Origin of the sequence: Rhodobaculum claviforme, assembly GCF_016653255.1 — a bacterium.
Lineage (GTDB): Bacteria > Pseudomonadota > Alphaproteobacteria > Rhodobacterales > Rhodobacteraceae > Rhodobaculum > Rhodobaculum claviforme.
This window is the reverse complement of record NZ_NHSD01000112.1, coordinates 1-13,298: the sequence shown is the minus strand read 5'-3', so window position 1 is coordinate 13,298 and position 13,298 is coordinate 1. Positions and strand designations below refer to the sequence as shown.

The following is a 13,298-nucleotide window of genomic DNA, read 5'->3' as shown; positions in this document are numbered from 1 at the left end:
CGGGGAACCGGACGGAGGGCCGGGGTGCCGCCCGGGCGGCCTCAGCCCCCGGCGGTCAGAGACGGGGCGGGACGGGGCGCGCCCTCGGGCAGGCAGGCGCGCAGCACAAGATCCTGCACCGTGGCAGAATAGACATCGAGGGTCACGCCCCGGCGCCGATACTTGGCGCGCTTGACGTACCACTCCTGCAACAGCGGCTTGACCAGCGCGGGCAGCAACGGCGAGGTGTCGGGCCGCAGCCTTCCCGCCGCGATGCCCGCCGCGATGACCTCGGCAAAGTAGCTTTCGGTCAGCGCCTCGCTGTCGATGGCGATGCGGCGTTCGGCGGGGGGGAAGTTCTTGGCCTCCATGAAGGCGAAGGTGAACCAGGGCAGCATCGCCTCGGTCAGGCGCAGATGGGTGTCGATCAGCCAGCCCAGATGCGCCACCGGGTCGGCCGCGACCTCGGCCGGGGGGTGGGACAGCACCCGCCGCACGCTGTCGGTGACCTCGCCCAGGATCATCTTCAGAAGGGTCGTCTTGCTGTCGAAATAGGCATAAAGCCCCCCCGCCGACAGCCCCGAGGCCTGCGACAGGTCCCGCAGCGACATCGCCTGGAAGCCCTTGCGGTTGGACAGCTCCAGCGCCGCCGCCAGGATGCGTTGCAGCTTGGGCACCGCCACGGCGGGCTTGCGCACGCCGATGGTGTCGTGGTGACGCTCCAGGATGGACCGGCACAGGGCCTCGCTGTCCGGAAGGACCGCCGTGCGGCTGTCGGTGCGCCGCGCCTCGGGATCATTTGCCATCTCTGGTGCCATGTCTGTTGCCATGTCTGCTGCGATGTCCGCCGTCCGATCCGTCGCCCGCGCAGGGATGTGTTGCGGGGGGGTGTGAAATTGTGTAGATCGAATCTATCGAACGACCGCTCGAAAAGGAAGGGAGGCCTTGGGGATCGTGTCGCAACCGGATGTCGCACCCTGGCCGGGGCTGAAGGGCCGCCATGCGCTGGTCACCGGGGCGTCCTCGGGGCTGGGGGCGCATTTCGCGCGGCTGCTGGCGGAGCATGGCGTGCATGTGACCGTTGCCGCGCGCCGCCTCGACCGCGTCGCCGCGCTGGCCGAGGAGACCGGCGGCACGCCGCTGCGTCTGGATGTGGCCGACGCCGACGGTGTGGCCGCGACACTGGCGGGGCGGCGCTTCGACATCGTGGTGAACAATGCGGGCGTGACGCTGTCGGCGTCGGCCCTGGACCATACCCCGGGCGACATCGACCGCATCCTCGACACCAACCTCAAGGGCGCGTTCCATGTCGCCCGCGCCACCGCCCCTGCGATGGCCGAGGCCGGCGGCGGCGCCATCGTCAACGTGGCCTCCATCCTGGGACTGCGGGTGGCGGGGCATGTGGCGGCCTATGCCGCGTCCAAGGCCGGGCTGGTGCAGCTGACGCGCGCGCTGGCGCTGGAATGGGCGCGCCACGGCATCCGGGTCAATGCGCTGTGCCCCGGCTACATCGAGACCGACCTGAACCGTGCGTTCTTTGCCTCCGACGCGGGCCGCAAGCTGATCGCGCGGGTGCCGCAGCGCCGGCTGGGCCAGCCCGCCGACCTGGACGGGCCGCTGTTGCTGCTGGTGTCGGACATGGGTCGGTTCATGACCGGCACGGAACTGGTGGCCGACGGCGGCCACCTCGTCTCGTCACTCTGAAGGACCCCGCATGGATTTCACCCTGCCCCCCCGCACCGAGGATTTTCGCGCCCGCATCGCCCGCTTCATCGAGGACGAGGTCCTGCCGGTGGAGGCGCGCCCCGAGGCCTGGGACGCCCACGGCAACATCGCCCACGACTGGCTGGAGGCGCTGCGCGACAAGGCGCGCGCACAGGGGCTGTGGTGCCTCGCGCTTGCGCCCGAGACCGGCGGGCAGGGCCTCGACAAGGTCGGCATGGCGGTCTGCTACGAGGAGATGAACCGGTCCGTCTTCGGGCCGGTGATCTTCAACGCCGCCGCCCCCGACGACGGCAACATGATGGTGCTGGAACGGGCCGCGACCGAGGACCAGCGCGCCCGCTGGCTGGCGCCCATCGTGGCGGGGCAGGTACGGTCGTCCTTTGCCATGACCGAGCCGCATCCGGGCGGCGGCTCGGATCCCGGGATGATGCTGACGACCGCGACGCGCAAGGGTGACAGTTATGTCATCCGGGGCCGCAAGTGGTTCATCACCGGCGCGGCGGAGGCTGCGCATTTCATCCTGGTCGCGCGCACCTCGGACGATCCGCGCCGGGGGCTGACGGCCTTCCTGCACCACAGGGATGAGCCCGGCTGGCGCATCGACCGCCGCATCCCGATCATGGGCCCCGAGGAACACGGCGGGCATTGCGAGATCGTCTATGAGGACATGGAGCTGCCCGCCGACCGGGTGATCCTGGGCGAAGGCATGGGGCTGAAGATCACCCAGATGCGGCTGGGGCCTGCGCGGCTGACGCACTGCATGCGCTGGCTGGGCCTGGCCAAGCGCTGCACCGAGATCGCCCGGGAATACGCCGAGAACCGCCACGGCTTCGGCATCCGCCTGTCGGACCGCGAAAGCATCCAGATCAAGCTCGGCGATCTGGCGATGGGGATCGAGGTGGGCCGCCTGCTGGTGATGAAGGCCGCGTGGGAGCTCGACCGCGGCAGCTTTGCCCGCAAGGAGGTGTCGATGGCCAAGATCCATGTGGCGAACCTTCTGCACAAGGCCGCCGACGTGGCGATCCAGATCAACGGGGCGCGCGGCTACTCCACCGACACGGTGCTGGAGTGGATCTATCGCTACGCCCGGCAGGCCCGGCTGGTCGATGGCGCCGACGAGGTGCACCAGATGGTCCTCAACCGACACCTTGCGCAGGAAGGGCGCGACTTCTGGCGGTGGGAGGCCGCCTGAAGACCAGAGGAACCCGCGCAGCCTGGGGAGGAGCGCGCCATGTTCACCGATCCACATCTGGCCCCGCGCGGGGCCAACTTCCGCGCGCTGACGCCGCTCGACCTGCTGGCGCGCACGCTGGAGGTGCACGGGCCGCGCCCCGCCGTGGCCTGGCGCGACCATCACATGGCCTGGGACGACTTCGGCGCGATGGTGGCGCGGATGGCGCATTGGCTGCGCGGACGCGGGGTGGGTCCCGGCGATGTGGTGTCGGTGATCCTGTCCAACCGCCCCGAGATGCTGGCGGCGCATTTCGCCGTGCCCGCGCTGGGGGCGGTGCTGAACACCATCAACACACGGCTGGACGCGGGCGATGTCGCCTATATCCTCGATCATGCGGGCGCGCGCGTGCTGCTGGCCGAAACCGCCACCCGCCCCGACATCGACAGCCCCATCCTGGGCAACCACGTCCCGGTGGAGATGCTGTGCACCGCCCCCGGCGCGGGCGACGGGCTGGATTTCTGGACCGGCGCCGCGCCCGCGCTGGACCTGACGGCGGCGGTGGGGGATGAAAACCAGGCGATCTCGCTGAACTATACCTCCGGCACGACGGGGCGGCCCAAGGGCGTCGTCTATACCCACCGGGGCGCGTATCTGAACGCGGTGGGCAATGTGCTGGCGCTGGGGCTGACGGCCGACAGCCGCTATCTGTGGACGCTGCCGCTGTTTCACTGCAACGGCTGGTGCCAGGCTTGGGCGGTGACGGCGGCGGGGGGGATGTATGTCTGCCTCGACCGGGTGGAGCCGCGGCTGATCCTCGACACCCTCGGCCGCCACGCGGTCACGCACATGAGCTGCGCGCCGGTGGTCCTCTACATGCTTCTCGACCATGCGACGGAGGCGCCGCCGGTGCGCGTGCGCGTCACCACCGGGGGGGCGGCGCCCACGCCCGCGCTGCTGGCAGGGCTGTCGAAGCTGGGGTTCGACCTCAACCACATGTACGGGCTGACCGAAAGCTACGGCCCCGCCACCATCAACGACCCCGGCGACCCGGGCGCCGATCTGGACACGCGCGCGGCGCTGATGGCGCGGCAGGGCCGGCGCCACGTCACCGCCGGCCGCGCCCGCGTGGTGGATGACACCGGCGCCGAGGTGCCCGCCGACGGCCGGACCATGGGCGAGATCGTGCTGGAGGGGAACACCCTGATGGCCGGATACTATCGCAACCCCGAGGCGACCGAGCAGGCGTTTCGCGGCGGGATGTTCCATTCCGGCGATCTGGCGGTGGTCCACCCCGACGGCCAGATCGAGATCCGCGACCGCGCCAAGGACATCATCATCTCGGGCGGCGAGAACGTCTCCAGCCTGGAGGTGGAGACCGTCCTGCACCGCCACCCCGACATCCTGCTGGCCGCCGTAGTCGCCGCCCCCGACGACAAATGGGGAGAGACCCCCTGGGCGTTTGTCGAGGTCAAGGACGGCCGCACCCTGTCCGAGGCCGATCTGGAGGCGTTCTGCCGCGACCATCTGGCGGGCTTCAAGCGGCCGCGGCGCTTCGTGTTCGGCGCCCTGCCCCGTACCGCCACCGGCAAGATCCAGAAGTTCGTCCTGCGCGAGACCGCCCGCGGGATGGTGTCGGCATGAGCGATCCGGACGCCCCCGCGCTGGGCCGCTGGCTGACGGCGCACCTGCCCGGCCCCGACGGCCCGCCGGGGCTGACCCGCATCGGCGGCGGACAGTCGAACCCCACCTGGTTCGTGGACTGGGGCGCCCACCGGCTGGTGCTGCGCAAGAAACCGGGCGGCCCCATCCTGCCCGGCGCGCATGCGATGGAGCGCGAATACCGCGTCCTGCGCGCGCTGGAGAGCACCGCCGTCCCCGTCCCCCGCGCGCTGTGGCTGGAGGAGGACGCGGGCGTCCTCGGCACGCCGTTCTATGTGATGGAGCGGCTGGAGGGGCGGGTGTTCGATGACGCCGCCCTGCCGGGTGTCGATCCCGCCCAGCGCGGCGCGATGTACATGGATGTGGCGCGCACGCTGGCGCGACTGCATGCGGTGCGCCCCGATGCGGTGGGGCTGGGCGATTACGGGCGGCCGGGGAACTACTTCGCCCGCCAGATCGCCCGCTGGACCCGGCAGTACGCCGCCGCCGAGATGCCCCGCATCGCCGCGCTGGACCGGCTGGTGGACTGGCTTCCCGCCCACATGCCGCCCGACGACGGCGCCACCGCCATCGCGCATGGGGATTTCCGCATCGGCAACATGATGTTCCACCCGACCGAGCCGCGCGTCATCGCCGTCCTAGACTGGGAGCTGTCGACGCTGGGCCACCCGCTGGCGGATCTGGGCTATTGCGTGATGCCGTGGCACAGCGCGCCAGACGAATACGGCGGCCTGAAGGGCACTGACTGGCGCACAGCCGGCATCCCCGAACGCGACGCCTTCGTGGCCGAATACATGGCCGAGGCCGCGCGGCTGGGCCACCCCACCGCCCCCCTGCGCCCGTTCCACATCGCGTTCGCGATGTTCCGCTTTGCCGTGATCTTCGTGGGCATCGCGGAACGCGCCCGCGCGGGCTCGGCGGCCTCGGCCGAGGCCGCAAGCCTGGGGCCGCTGGCCGAGCGCTTTGCCATCCGCGCCTGTGAGGTCATCGACACCGAAACCGGAGGGGAGGGGTCCGCATGATCGTCCTGCGCGCCATCGACGCGTTCAACACCGCCATCGGCAAGGCGGTCAGCTTCCTGATCTGGGCCGGCATCGTCGTGCTGGTGTGGGAGGTGGTCGCCCGCTACGTCTTCGGCGCCCCCACGCTGTGGGCGCATGGCTACACCCAGCGGATCTTTGGCGCGTATTTCGTGCTGGTCGGCGCCTATACGCTGATCCGGGGGGATCACGTCCGGGTGGACCTGCTGCTGGTCAATCGCGGCCCGCGCGGGCGGGCGATGCTCGACTTCATCAACTTCGGCTTTCTGGTCCTGTGGGGCGCGGTCCTCTCGTGGGAGGCGTTCTGGTTCTTCGAGGACGCCTGGCGCTTCAACGAACGCGACGACAGCGCGCTGCGCCACCCGATGTGGCCGATCAAGCTGGCGATGTTCGCGGGCGTCGCGCTGATCACCCTGCAAGGGGTGGCCGAGGCGATCCGGTCGATGATCCTGATCGTGAACCCGCGGGCCGACGTGGGACGACCCGAGATGAACAAGGGGGTGGTGTGATGACGCCCGAGGTCCTGACGATCGGCATGTTCGGGGTGCTGCTGAGCGCGATCCTGCTGGGCGTGTCGCTGACATTCGCGCTGGGCGGCACGGCGGTGATCTTCGGGCTGGCGGTGTTCGGCCCCAACGGGATGTTCACCATCGTGTCCACCATGTTCGGGGCGATGTGGTCGATCCTGCTGTCGGCCATTCCGCTGTTCGTGTTCATCGGCGTGGCGCTGGCGCGCTCGCGCATCGCCAACGACCTCTATCAGGCGTTCTACCTGTGGTCGGGGCGCACGCCGGGGGGGCTTTTGCTGGGCACCTCGGGGTTTGCCGCCACGCTGTCGGCGATGACCGGAAGCTGCGCGGCCTCCACCGTGACCACGGGGCTGGTGGGCATGCCCGCGATGGACCAGCGCGGGTACGACCGGCGCTTCGTGCTGGGCACCATCGGGGCGTCGGGGACGCTGGGCATCCTGATCCCGCCGTCGATCACGCTGATCCTGATCGGGATGCAGACAGGCCAATCGGTGGGGCGGCTGTTCATGGGCGGGCTGGTGGCGGGGCTGTTTCTGCTCGCGACATTCCTGATCTACATCGCGGTGCGCGCGCGCCTCAGCCCGCATCTGGCGCCCCCGGCCGATGTCCGCGCGCCGCTGCGCGAACGCATCCATGCGCTGCGCTCGGTGGTGCTGCCGCTGGTGGTGATCCTGTCGGTGCTGGTGTCGATCTTTGCCGGCATCGCCACGCCGACCGAGGCCGCGGCCGTGGGCGCGGCCGCCGTGATCCTGTCGGTCGCCCTGCGCGGCGAGATGTCCTGGGCCTACATCAAGGCCGTCAGCCACGACACCGCCAGCATGACCGGCATGGTGATCTGGATCGTGTTCGGCGCCTCGGCCTTCGTCGCGGTCTATGGCGGGGGTGGCGGCACGCGGTTCATGCAGGGGCTGCTGCTGGGGATGGAGGTGGAGCCCTGGATGGTGATCGTGCTGATGCAGCTGATCACGCTGGTGCTGGGGATGTTCCTTGACCCGATCGGGATCATCCTGCTGGTGCTGCCGATCTTTTTCCCGATCGTGACCGCGCTGGGCTATGACCCGATCTGGTTCTGCATCCTGTTCCAGCTCAACCTGTGCATCGGCTACATCTCGCCGCCGTTCGGCTACAACCTGTTCTATCTCAAGAGCCTCAGCCCGGACACGCCGATCACCGAGATCTACCGCGCGATCCTGCCGTTTCTGGCGCTGATGCTGGCCACGGGGGCGGCGATCTTCCTGTTCCCCGGCATCATCACCAGCTTCACCGACGTTCCCGTGCGCCGTTGAGGAGGCGGCCCGGGCACCCAGCTTCAACCCAGGGAGGAGACACGACCATGACCACCAGGACCACACCCCTGTCGCGCCGCAAGTTCTTTGCCGCCGGTGCCGGCGCCGCCGCCGGTGTCGCGCTGGCCGCCCCGCCGGCGATCGCGCAGGGCAACACCGTCTGGCGGATGCAGACCCACTGGCCCACCGGCAACTGGTACTATGACGAGGTGTTCGTGCGGTTCTGCAACCGCATCACCGAGGCCACGGGCGGCGAGCTGACGGTCGAACCCCACGCCCCCGAATCCATCGTGCCCACCGGCGAGGTGCTGAACGCCGTGCGCCGGGGCCTGCTGGAGAGCGCCTTCATCTATCCCGCCTACTGGATCGGGCGGGTGCCGGCGGCGGGCCACCTGAACGGCCACATCGGCGCCTGGGACCGGCATGAGGAGATGGACATCTTCTACTACGAGATGGGCGGGATCGAGCCCATCCGCGAGGCCTATGCCGAACAGGGCGTGCACCAGGTCGGCCCGATCTCGTACTCGGGGCTGACGCTCTGGGCCAACCGTCCGCTGCGCACGGCGGCGGATCTGCAGGGCTGGCCGGTGCGCTCCACCGGGGCGGCGGGGCTGGTGCTGGCCCGGATGGGCGCCTCGCCGGTGTCGATCCCCGGCGGCGAATTGTATCAGGCGTTGCAGACCGGCGTCGTGGACGGCGCGCACTGGGGGTCGACCGCCACCGCCTGGGGCATGAACTTCCAGGAGGTCTGCGACTTCATCATCGAGCCCGACCTTCTGGGCCACCTCAACGGCGAGGTGATGGTGGGCACGCAGGCCTGGAACGCGGTCGGCGAGGACATCCGCGCCGTCGTCACGGAAATCACCCGCGCCACCTCGGCCGAAGCCGCGGCGCATTTCCTGTACCGTGACATCCAGTTCAAGCAGCGATTCGTGGAGGAGTTCGGCGGCGAGCTGGTGCGCCTCGACGACGACGCGCTGGCGCAGCTGCGCACCGCCTCGATGGCGGTCGTGGACGAGTTCTCGGCGCAGGACCCGCAGTACTCCGGCCGGCTGGGCGAGATGCTGCACGACTTCATGCGCCAGCTGGGCCGCAGCTGACGCACCGGGCGGGGCCTGACATCCCGCCCGCGCCATGGCACAAGACGGGGGCCGCATGTCGGCCCCCGTTTCCGATCCGCCCACAGCAAAGCGAGGCCCCCATGTCGATCCCCAGCACCATGACCGTGGTCGAGATCACCGAACCCGGCGGCCCCGAGGTGCTCCGGCCCGCCACCGCGCCGGTCCCGGTGCCCGGTCCCGGCCAGATCCTGATCCGCACGGCCTATGCCGGGGTGAACCGGCCCGACGCGCTGCAACGCGCGGGCAACTATGCCCCGCCGCCCGATGCCTCGCCGCTGCCGGGGCTGGAGTGCGCGGGCCATGTCGCCGCTGTCGGCGCGGGCGTGACCCGCTGGAGGGAGGGCGACGCCGTCACCGCCCTGCTGCCCGGCGGCGGCTATGCCGAATACGCCGTGACATGGGCCGACCACGCGCTGCCGGTGCCCGAAGGGATGGCGATGGATGCCGCCGCCGCGCTGTGCGAGACCTATTTCACCGTCTGGACCAATGTGTTCATGCGCGCGGACCTGCAGGCCGGAGAGCGGTTTCTGGTGCATGGCGGCTCGTCCGGCATCGGCACGACCGCGATCCAGCTGGCGGCCCTGCGCGGCGCGCGGGTGTTCGCCACCGCCGGATCGGCCGAAAAATGCGCCGCCTGCGAACGCTTGGGCGCCGAGGCCGCGATCAACTACCGCGAGGCCGATTTCGTCGCCGCCATGCGCGCCGAGGGCGGCGCGAATGTCATCCTCGACATGGTGGGGGGCGACTATATCGCGCGCAACATCAAGGCGCTCGCGACCGACGGGCGGCTGGTGCAGATCGCCTTCCTGCAGGGATCGAAGGTATCGCTGGACCTGATGCAGGTGATGCTGCGGCGGCTGACGATCACCGGCTCCACGCTGCGCCCGCAGTCGGTCGCGGCCAAGGCCACCATCGCCCGCGCGCTGGAGGCCGAGGTCTGGCCACACCTTGCCGCGGGCCGAATCGCTCCGGTGATGGACCAGACCTTTGCGCTGACCGACGCCGCCGCCGCGCATGCGCGCATGGAGGGCTCCACCCATATCGGCAAGATCGTCCTGAAGGTGGCGTGACGGCGCCGCGGCGGTCCGGGGGCTGTTCCCTCGGGCCGCGCGATTGCGTATGCGCACGGGCGAACCACAACCGGGGAGGGGCCGATGGCCGCCGACATGCTGTCCACCGTCATCAAGCCCATCCACCGCGAGGGCTATCGCTTCATCGCCATCTTTGCGGCGGTGGCGGTCGTGCTGTTTCTGATCTGGCCGCCGCTGGGCTGGGTCGGCGTCGGCCTGACGGTGTGGTGCTACTATTTCTTTCGCGATCCGGCCCGGGTCACGCCCGACCGTGCGGGTCTGGTGATCAGCCCCGCCGACGGGGTCGTGTCGCAGATCGGCCCCGCCGTTCCCCCCGCCGAGCTGGAGATGGGCGAGGCGCCGCGCCTGCGCATTTCGGTCTTCATGAACGTCTTTGACTGCCATGTGAACCGCGCCCCCGTCCCGGGCGAGGTGCGCCGCGTGGCCTACCGGCCCGGCAAGTTCTTCAACGCCTCCCTCGACAAGGCGTCCGAGCACAACGAGCGCAACGGGATCGTGCTGCGGATGCAGGACGGCCGCGACGTCGGCGTGGTGCAGATCGCGGGCCTGGTGGCGCGGCGCATCCTGTGCGAGGTGACCGAGGGCACGCGGCTGGACACCGGCGCGCGCTTCGGCATGATCCGCTTCGGCTCGCGGGTGGATGTGTATCTGCCGGACGGCGTGGCGCCGCTGGTGGTGGTGGGCCAGGCGATGTTCGCGGGCGAGACCGTGCTGGCGGATTTCGCCTCGGACGAGCCCGCGCGCACGGGCACGGCGCGCTGAGGGATGCGCCGTCCGCTGCACCGACTGGCACCGCGCCCGCGCCGCAGCCTGCCGCTGTTCCACCTGCTGCCGAACCTGGTGACGATCCTGGGGCTGTGTGCGGGGCTGACGGCGATCCGCTTTGCCCTGGTGGAGCGGTGGGAGATCGCGGTCGGGCTGATCCTGTTCGCCGCCGTCATCGACGGGCTGGACGGGCTGATCGCGCGCAGGCTGGATGCCGCCAGCCCCTTCGGCGCCGAGCTCGACTCGCTGTCGGATTTCGTGAACTTCGGCGTGGCGCCGGCGGTGGTCGTCTATGGCTTTGCCCTGCAGGCGATCGGGGATGCGGGCTGGGTGTTCGCGCTGGTGTTCGCCATCGGCTGCTGCCTCAGACTGGCGCGGTTCAACGTCGGGCGGGCCGAACCCGAGGCCCCCGCCCGCACCCATTTCACCGGGGTCCCGGCGCCTGCCGGGGCGTTGCTGGGGCTGCTGCCGGTCTATCTCTCGCTCGGCGGGGTCTGGGCCACCGAGACCATGCCCTGGGCCATCGCGGTGTGGCTGGGGCTGGTCGGTGCGCTGATGGTCAGCCGGCTGGCAACGCTGTCGCCCAAGGCATTGCGCATCCCCCGCGAACGTGCGGTCTGGGTGCTGCTGCTGCTGGCGCTGCTCGTCGGGGTGGCATTCACGCAGTTCTGGGTGCTGATGACGCTTGCGTCATTGGCCTACAGCGGCACCCTCGTCTATGCAGCCGTGCGCAGGCATCCACCCGGGCGCGGCTGACGCGGGATCGACAGCGAAGGGGAACGACACGATGGAGCTGGACGCGGTCCAAAAATCCTATCGCCGCTGGGCGCCGGTCTATGACGCGACATTCGGCGCGATCACCGGGGTCGGGCGCCGCCGCGCGGTGTCTTATGTGAACGCCCGTCAGGGATCGGTCCTGGAGGTCGGCGTGGGCACGGGGCTGGCGCTGCCGGGGTATGCGCCGCACCTGCGCGTCACCGGCATCGACTACTCCGACGAGATGCTGGCCAAGGCCCGCGCCAAGGTCGACGCCCGCGGCCTGAGCCAGGTCCAGGAGCTGCGCCAGATGGACGCGCGCGTGCTGGATTTCCCCGACGCGAGTTTCGACACCGTCGTGGCGATGTACCTGGTGTCCGTCGTGCCCGAGCCCGAGCGCGTGGTGGCCGAGATGGCGCGCGTCTGCAAACCGGGCGGCGAGGTGGTGATCGTGGGGCATTTCGCCCGCGACAAGGGCCTGCTGTCGGTGCTGGAGCGGGCCTTCGCGCCGCTGGCGGATCTGATCGGCTGGCATTCGGACTTCGACCGCGCACGGGTGATGGGCTCGCCCCTGCTGGAGGTCGCCGAGGACAGCACCCTGCCGCCGTTCGGCATGTTCACCTTTCTGCGGATGGTGCGCAAACCGGACTGAGGGGGATCACTCCTCCGGCGTCACGCGGCCGCGCAGGGCCTTGATGCCGCCGCGCGCCGCCTTGCTCGCCAGCCGCCGGCGCTGGCTGCCCAGCGTGGGGCGGGTGGGAATGCGCCGGCGCGGGCGGCTGAGGGCGGCGCGGACCAGCTCCACCAGCCGGTCGCGGGCGATCTCGCGGTTGCGGGCCTGGCTGCGGGTGTCCTCGACCCGCAGGATCACCGCGCCATCGAGGGTCCAGCGACGCCCGGCCAGACGGCGCAGGCGGGCCTTCTGCTCGGGCGTCAGGTTCGGGCTGCGCTCGGCCTCGAAGCGCAGCTCCACCGCCGAGGAAACCTTGTTGACGTTCTGCCCCCCGGGTCCCGACGACCGGGTGAAGGTCTCGGTGATCTCCCAGTCGGCGAGGGCGAGGGTATCGGTGATCGGCAACATCGCGGGTCCCTTGCGACGGGAATCGAAGCTCGGCCATGCGAAAGGGCTGCCCCCTGCGGGACAGCCCTTCGAGCTTTTCGGAGATGGGCCAGTCAGGGCGCCCGGTCAATCCCGGGCGTGGCCCAATCGGGGGACGCGCCCCTTGGGGCTGCCCTCAGGCCGCCGTCGTCCCGACTGTCCGGACCACATTCTCCAACATCACTCTCGACACTGGACCACCTCCTTTCATTACGTTTCCACTGATCGAAAGAGTGGCACGGTTCGCGCGCAAGTCAAACAAATTCATGCCGCCTGTCGCAGCGCCCGCCCCACGACGATCCGGAACGGCACCAGCGCCAGCAGCGCCAGCGCGATCTTGACGCCCCAGTCGGCCACCGCCAGGCTGACCCACAGCGGCACCACCGGACCCAGCCCCAGCAGCGGCAGCGCCTCGGCCGCCCAGGTGACATCGCCGCCCGGCTCCAGAAACGCCAGGGCCGCGGAAAACGCGATGGTGAAGAACAGCGCCGTGTCCACCGTCGCCCCCACCAGCGTGGAGGCCAGCGGCGCGCGCCACCACGCCCCCCCCCGCAACCGATCAAAGATCGACACGTCGATCAGCTGCGCCGTCAGGAATGCCACGCCGGAGCCCAGCGCGATGCGCAGCGTGGTCGCGTCGAACCCGGCGGCGATGAACGAACACGCCACCCCCGTCAGGAACCCCGCGAACACCACCTTGCGGCCCTCGGTCGCGCCGTAAAGCCGCGTGGTGATGTCGGTGACCAGAAAGGCCAGCGGATAGGTGAACGCACCCCAGGTCAGCCAGTTGCCGAACAGGAATTGCACAAGAATGTTGGAGGCCACCACCACGGCGGCCATGGCAAGGATGCCAGGCAGAAGTCGGGTCATGTCGTCGGGTTCCGTTTTGCCAAGGTTGCGGAGACTTGGCCGCCCGCGATGGGCGACGCGTGGGCCTAGTCCGTCCGCGCCCCCCCGGTCAAGCCCGCAACCCGATCCGGCCATGCCGGCGGCCCCCCATGGCGGGTCCCCGATCACAGGCTCAAGGTCATCGGCCCCGGGCACGCCGTGGCACCGGCGCGGGGCGGGTGGGT

At 70.2% G+C, this 13,298-nt stretch carries 14 protein-coding genes; 11 read left to right on the top strand and 3 right to left on the bottom strand.

Features of this window, described 5'->3' with window-relative positions; translation table 11 throughout:
• Positions 1-41 precede the first annotated feature (41 nt).
• Positions 42-785, bottom strand: a complete 744-nt coding sequence (locus CCR87_RS02665; RefSeq protein ID WP_207186524.1) for a TetR/AcrR family transcriptional regulator — start codon at positions 783-785, stop codon at positions 42-44.
• A 148-nt stretch (positions 786-933) separates the two neighbouring features.
• On the opposite strand from CCR87_RS02665, the gene CCR87_RS02660 reads away from it, so the two are divergent.
• The 11 genes from CCR87_RS02660 to CCR87_RS02610 all read left to right on the top strand — a co-directional run bounded on the left by CCR87_RS02660 (position 934) and on the right by CCR87_RS02610 (position 11,778).
• Positions 934-1,683, top strand: coding sequence for an SDR family oxidoreductase (locus CCR87_RS02660; protein WP_201155895.1), 750 nt, complete (start codon positions 934-936; stop codon positions 1,681-1,683).
• 10 nt (positions 1,684-1,693) lie between these two features.
• Positions 1,694-2,896 (top strand): acyl-CoA dehydrogenase family protein, encoded by a 1,203-nt coding sequence (locus CCR87_RS02655; protein WP_201155893.1) that lies wholly within the window; start codon positions 1,694-1,696, stop codon positions 2,894-2,896.
• A 39-nt stretch (positions 2,897-2,935) separates the two neighbouring features.
• Entirely contained in the window at positions 2,936-4,519 is a 1,584-nt protein-coding gene (locus CCR87_RS02650; protein WP_201155891.1) for an AMP-binding protein, read from the top strand.
• Positions 4,516-5,559 (top strand): phosphotransferase family protein, encoded by a 1,044-nt coding sequence (locus CCR87_RS02645; RefSeq protein ID WP_201155889.1) that lies wholly within the window; start codon positions 4,516-4,518, stop codon positions 5,557-5,559. Before CCR87_RS02650 ends, CCR87_RS02645 begins: the two co-directional genes overlap by 4 nt.
• Entirely contained in the window at positions 5,556-6,086 is a 531-nt protein-coding gene (locus CCR87_RS02640) for a TRAP transporter small permease subunit (protein ID WP_201155887.1), read from the top strand. Before CCR87_RS02645 ends, CCR87_RS02640 begins: the two co-directional genes overlap by 4 nt.
• Positions 6,086-7,393: a TRAP transporter large permease gene (locus tag CCR87_RS02635; protein ID WP_201155885.1), complete on the top strand. Its 1,308-nt coding sequence runs from the start codon at positions 6,086-6,088 to the stop codon at positions 7,391-7,393. The genes CCR87_RS02640 and CCR87_RS02635 overlap by 1 nt, the downstream gene beginning before the upstream one ends.
• Before the next feature lie 47 nt (positions 7,394-7,440).
• On the top strand, positions 7,441-8,493 hold the full coding sequence (locus CCR87_RS02630) for a TRAP transporter substrate-binding protein (protein ID WP_201155884.1): 1,053 nt from the start codon (positions 7,441-7,443) through the stop codon (positions 8,491-8,493).
• A gap of 101 nt (positions 8,494-8,594) precedes the next feature.
• Positions 8,595-9,584: an NAD(P)H-quinone oxidoreductase gene (locus CCR87_RS02625; RefSeq protein ID WP_201155882.1), complete on the top strand. Its 990-nt coding sequence runs from the start codon at positions 8,595-8,597 to the stop codon at positions 9,582-9,584.
• Positions 9,585-9,668: 84 nt separating this feature from the next.
• Positions 9,669-10,367, top strand: a complete 699-nt coding sequence (locus tag CCR87_RS02620; RefSeq protein WP_201155879.1) for a phosphatidylserine decarboxylase — start codon at positions 9,669-9,671, stop codon at positions 10,365-10,367.
• A 3-nt stretch (positions 10,368-10,370) separates the two neighbouring features.
• Entirely contained in the window at positions 10,371-11,126 is a 756-nt protein-coding gene (gene pssA, locus CCR87_RS02615) for a CDP-diacylglycerol--serine O-phosphatidyltransferase (RefSeq protein ID WP_201155877.1), read from the top strand.
• A 31-nt stretch (positions 11,127-11,157) separates the two neighbouring features.
• On the top strand, positions 11,158-11,778 hold the full coding sequence (locus tag CCR87_RS02610) for a class I SAM-dependent methyltransferase (RefSeq protein WP_201155875.1): 621 nt from the start codon (positions 11,158-11,160) through the stop codon (positions 11,776-11,778).
• A 6-nt stretch (positions 11,779-11,784) separates the two neighbouring features.
• Here the strand turns inward: CCR87_RS02610 and arfB are convergent, their stop codons facing one another.
• Positions 11,785-12,207, bottom strand: a complete 423-nt coding sequence (gene arfB / locus CCR87_RS02605) for an alternative ribosome rescue aminoacyl-tRNA hydrolase ArfB (protein ID WP_201155873.1) — start codon at positions 12,205-12,207, stop codon at positions 11,785-11,787.
• A 282-nt stretch (positions 12,208-12,489) separates the two neighbouring features.
• A complete protein-coding gene (locus CCR87_RS02600) occupies positions 12,490-13,095 on the bottom strand; it encodes a queuosine precursor transporter (RefSeq protein WP_201155871.1) in 606 nt (201 codons plus the stop codon).
• Positions 13,096-13,298 lie beyond the last annotated feature (203 nt).

Excerpts from the sequence above, each read along its gene's own strand:
- CCR87_RS02665 (WP_207186524.1), bottom strand. The coding sequence starts at position 785 with ATGGCAAATGATCCCGAGGCGCGGCGCACCGACAGCCGCACGGCGGTC.
- CCR87_RS02655 (WP_201155893.1), top strand. The coding sequence starts at position 1,694 with ATGGATTTCACCCTGCCCCCCCGCACCGAGGATTTTCGCGCCCGCATC.
- CCR87_RS02650 (WP_201155891.1), top strand. The coding sequence starts at position 2,936 with ATGTTCACCGATCCACATCTGGCCCCGCGCGGGGCCAACTTCCGCGCG.
- CCR87_RS02645 (WP_201155889.1), top strand. The coding sequence starts at position 4,516 with ATGAGCGATCCGGACGCCCCCGCGCTGGGCCGCTGGCTGACGGCGCAC.
- CCR87_RS02640 (WP_201155887.1), top strand. The coding sequence starts at position 5,556 with ATGATCGTCCTGCGCGCCATCGACGCGTTCAACACCGCCATCGGCAAG.
- CCR87_RS02635 (WP_201155885.1), top strand. The coding sequence starts at position 6,086 with ATGACGCCCGAGGTCCTGACGATCGGCATGTTCGGGGTGCTGCTGAGC.
- CCR87_RS02630 (WP_201155884.1), top strand. The coding sequence starts at position 7,441 with ATGACCACCAGGACCACACCCCTGTCGCGCCGCAAGTTCTTTGCCGCC.
- CCR87_RS02625 (WP_201155882.1), top strand. The coding sequence starts at position 8,595 with ATGTCGATCCCCAGCACCATGACCGTGGTCGAGATCACCGAACCCGGC.
- CCR87_RS02620 (WP_201155879.1), top strand. The coding sequence starts at position 9,669 with ATGGCCGCCGACATGCTGTCCACCGTCATCAAGCCCATCCACCGCGAG.
- pssA (WP_201155877.1), top strand. The coding sequence starts at position 10,371 with ATGCGCCGTCCGCTGCACCGACTGGCACCGCGCCCGCGCCGCAGCCTG.
- CCR87_RS02610 (WP_201155875.1), top strand. The coding sequence starts at position 11,158 with ATGGAGCTGGACGCGGTCCAAAAATCCTATCGCCGCTGGGCGCCGGTC.
- arfB (WP_201155873.1), bottom strand. The coding sequence starts at position 12,207 with ATGTTGCCGATCACCGATACCCTCGCCCTCGCCGACTGGGAGATCACC.
- CCR87_RS02600 (WP_201155871.1), bottom strand. The coding sequence starts at position 13,095 with ATGACCCGACTTCTGCCTGGCATCCTTGCCATGGCCGCCGTGGTGGTG.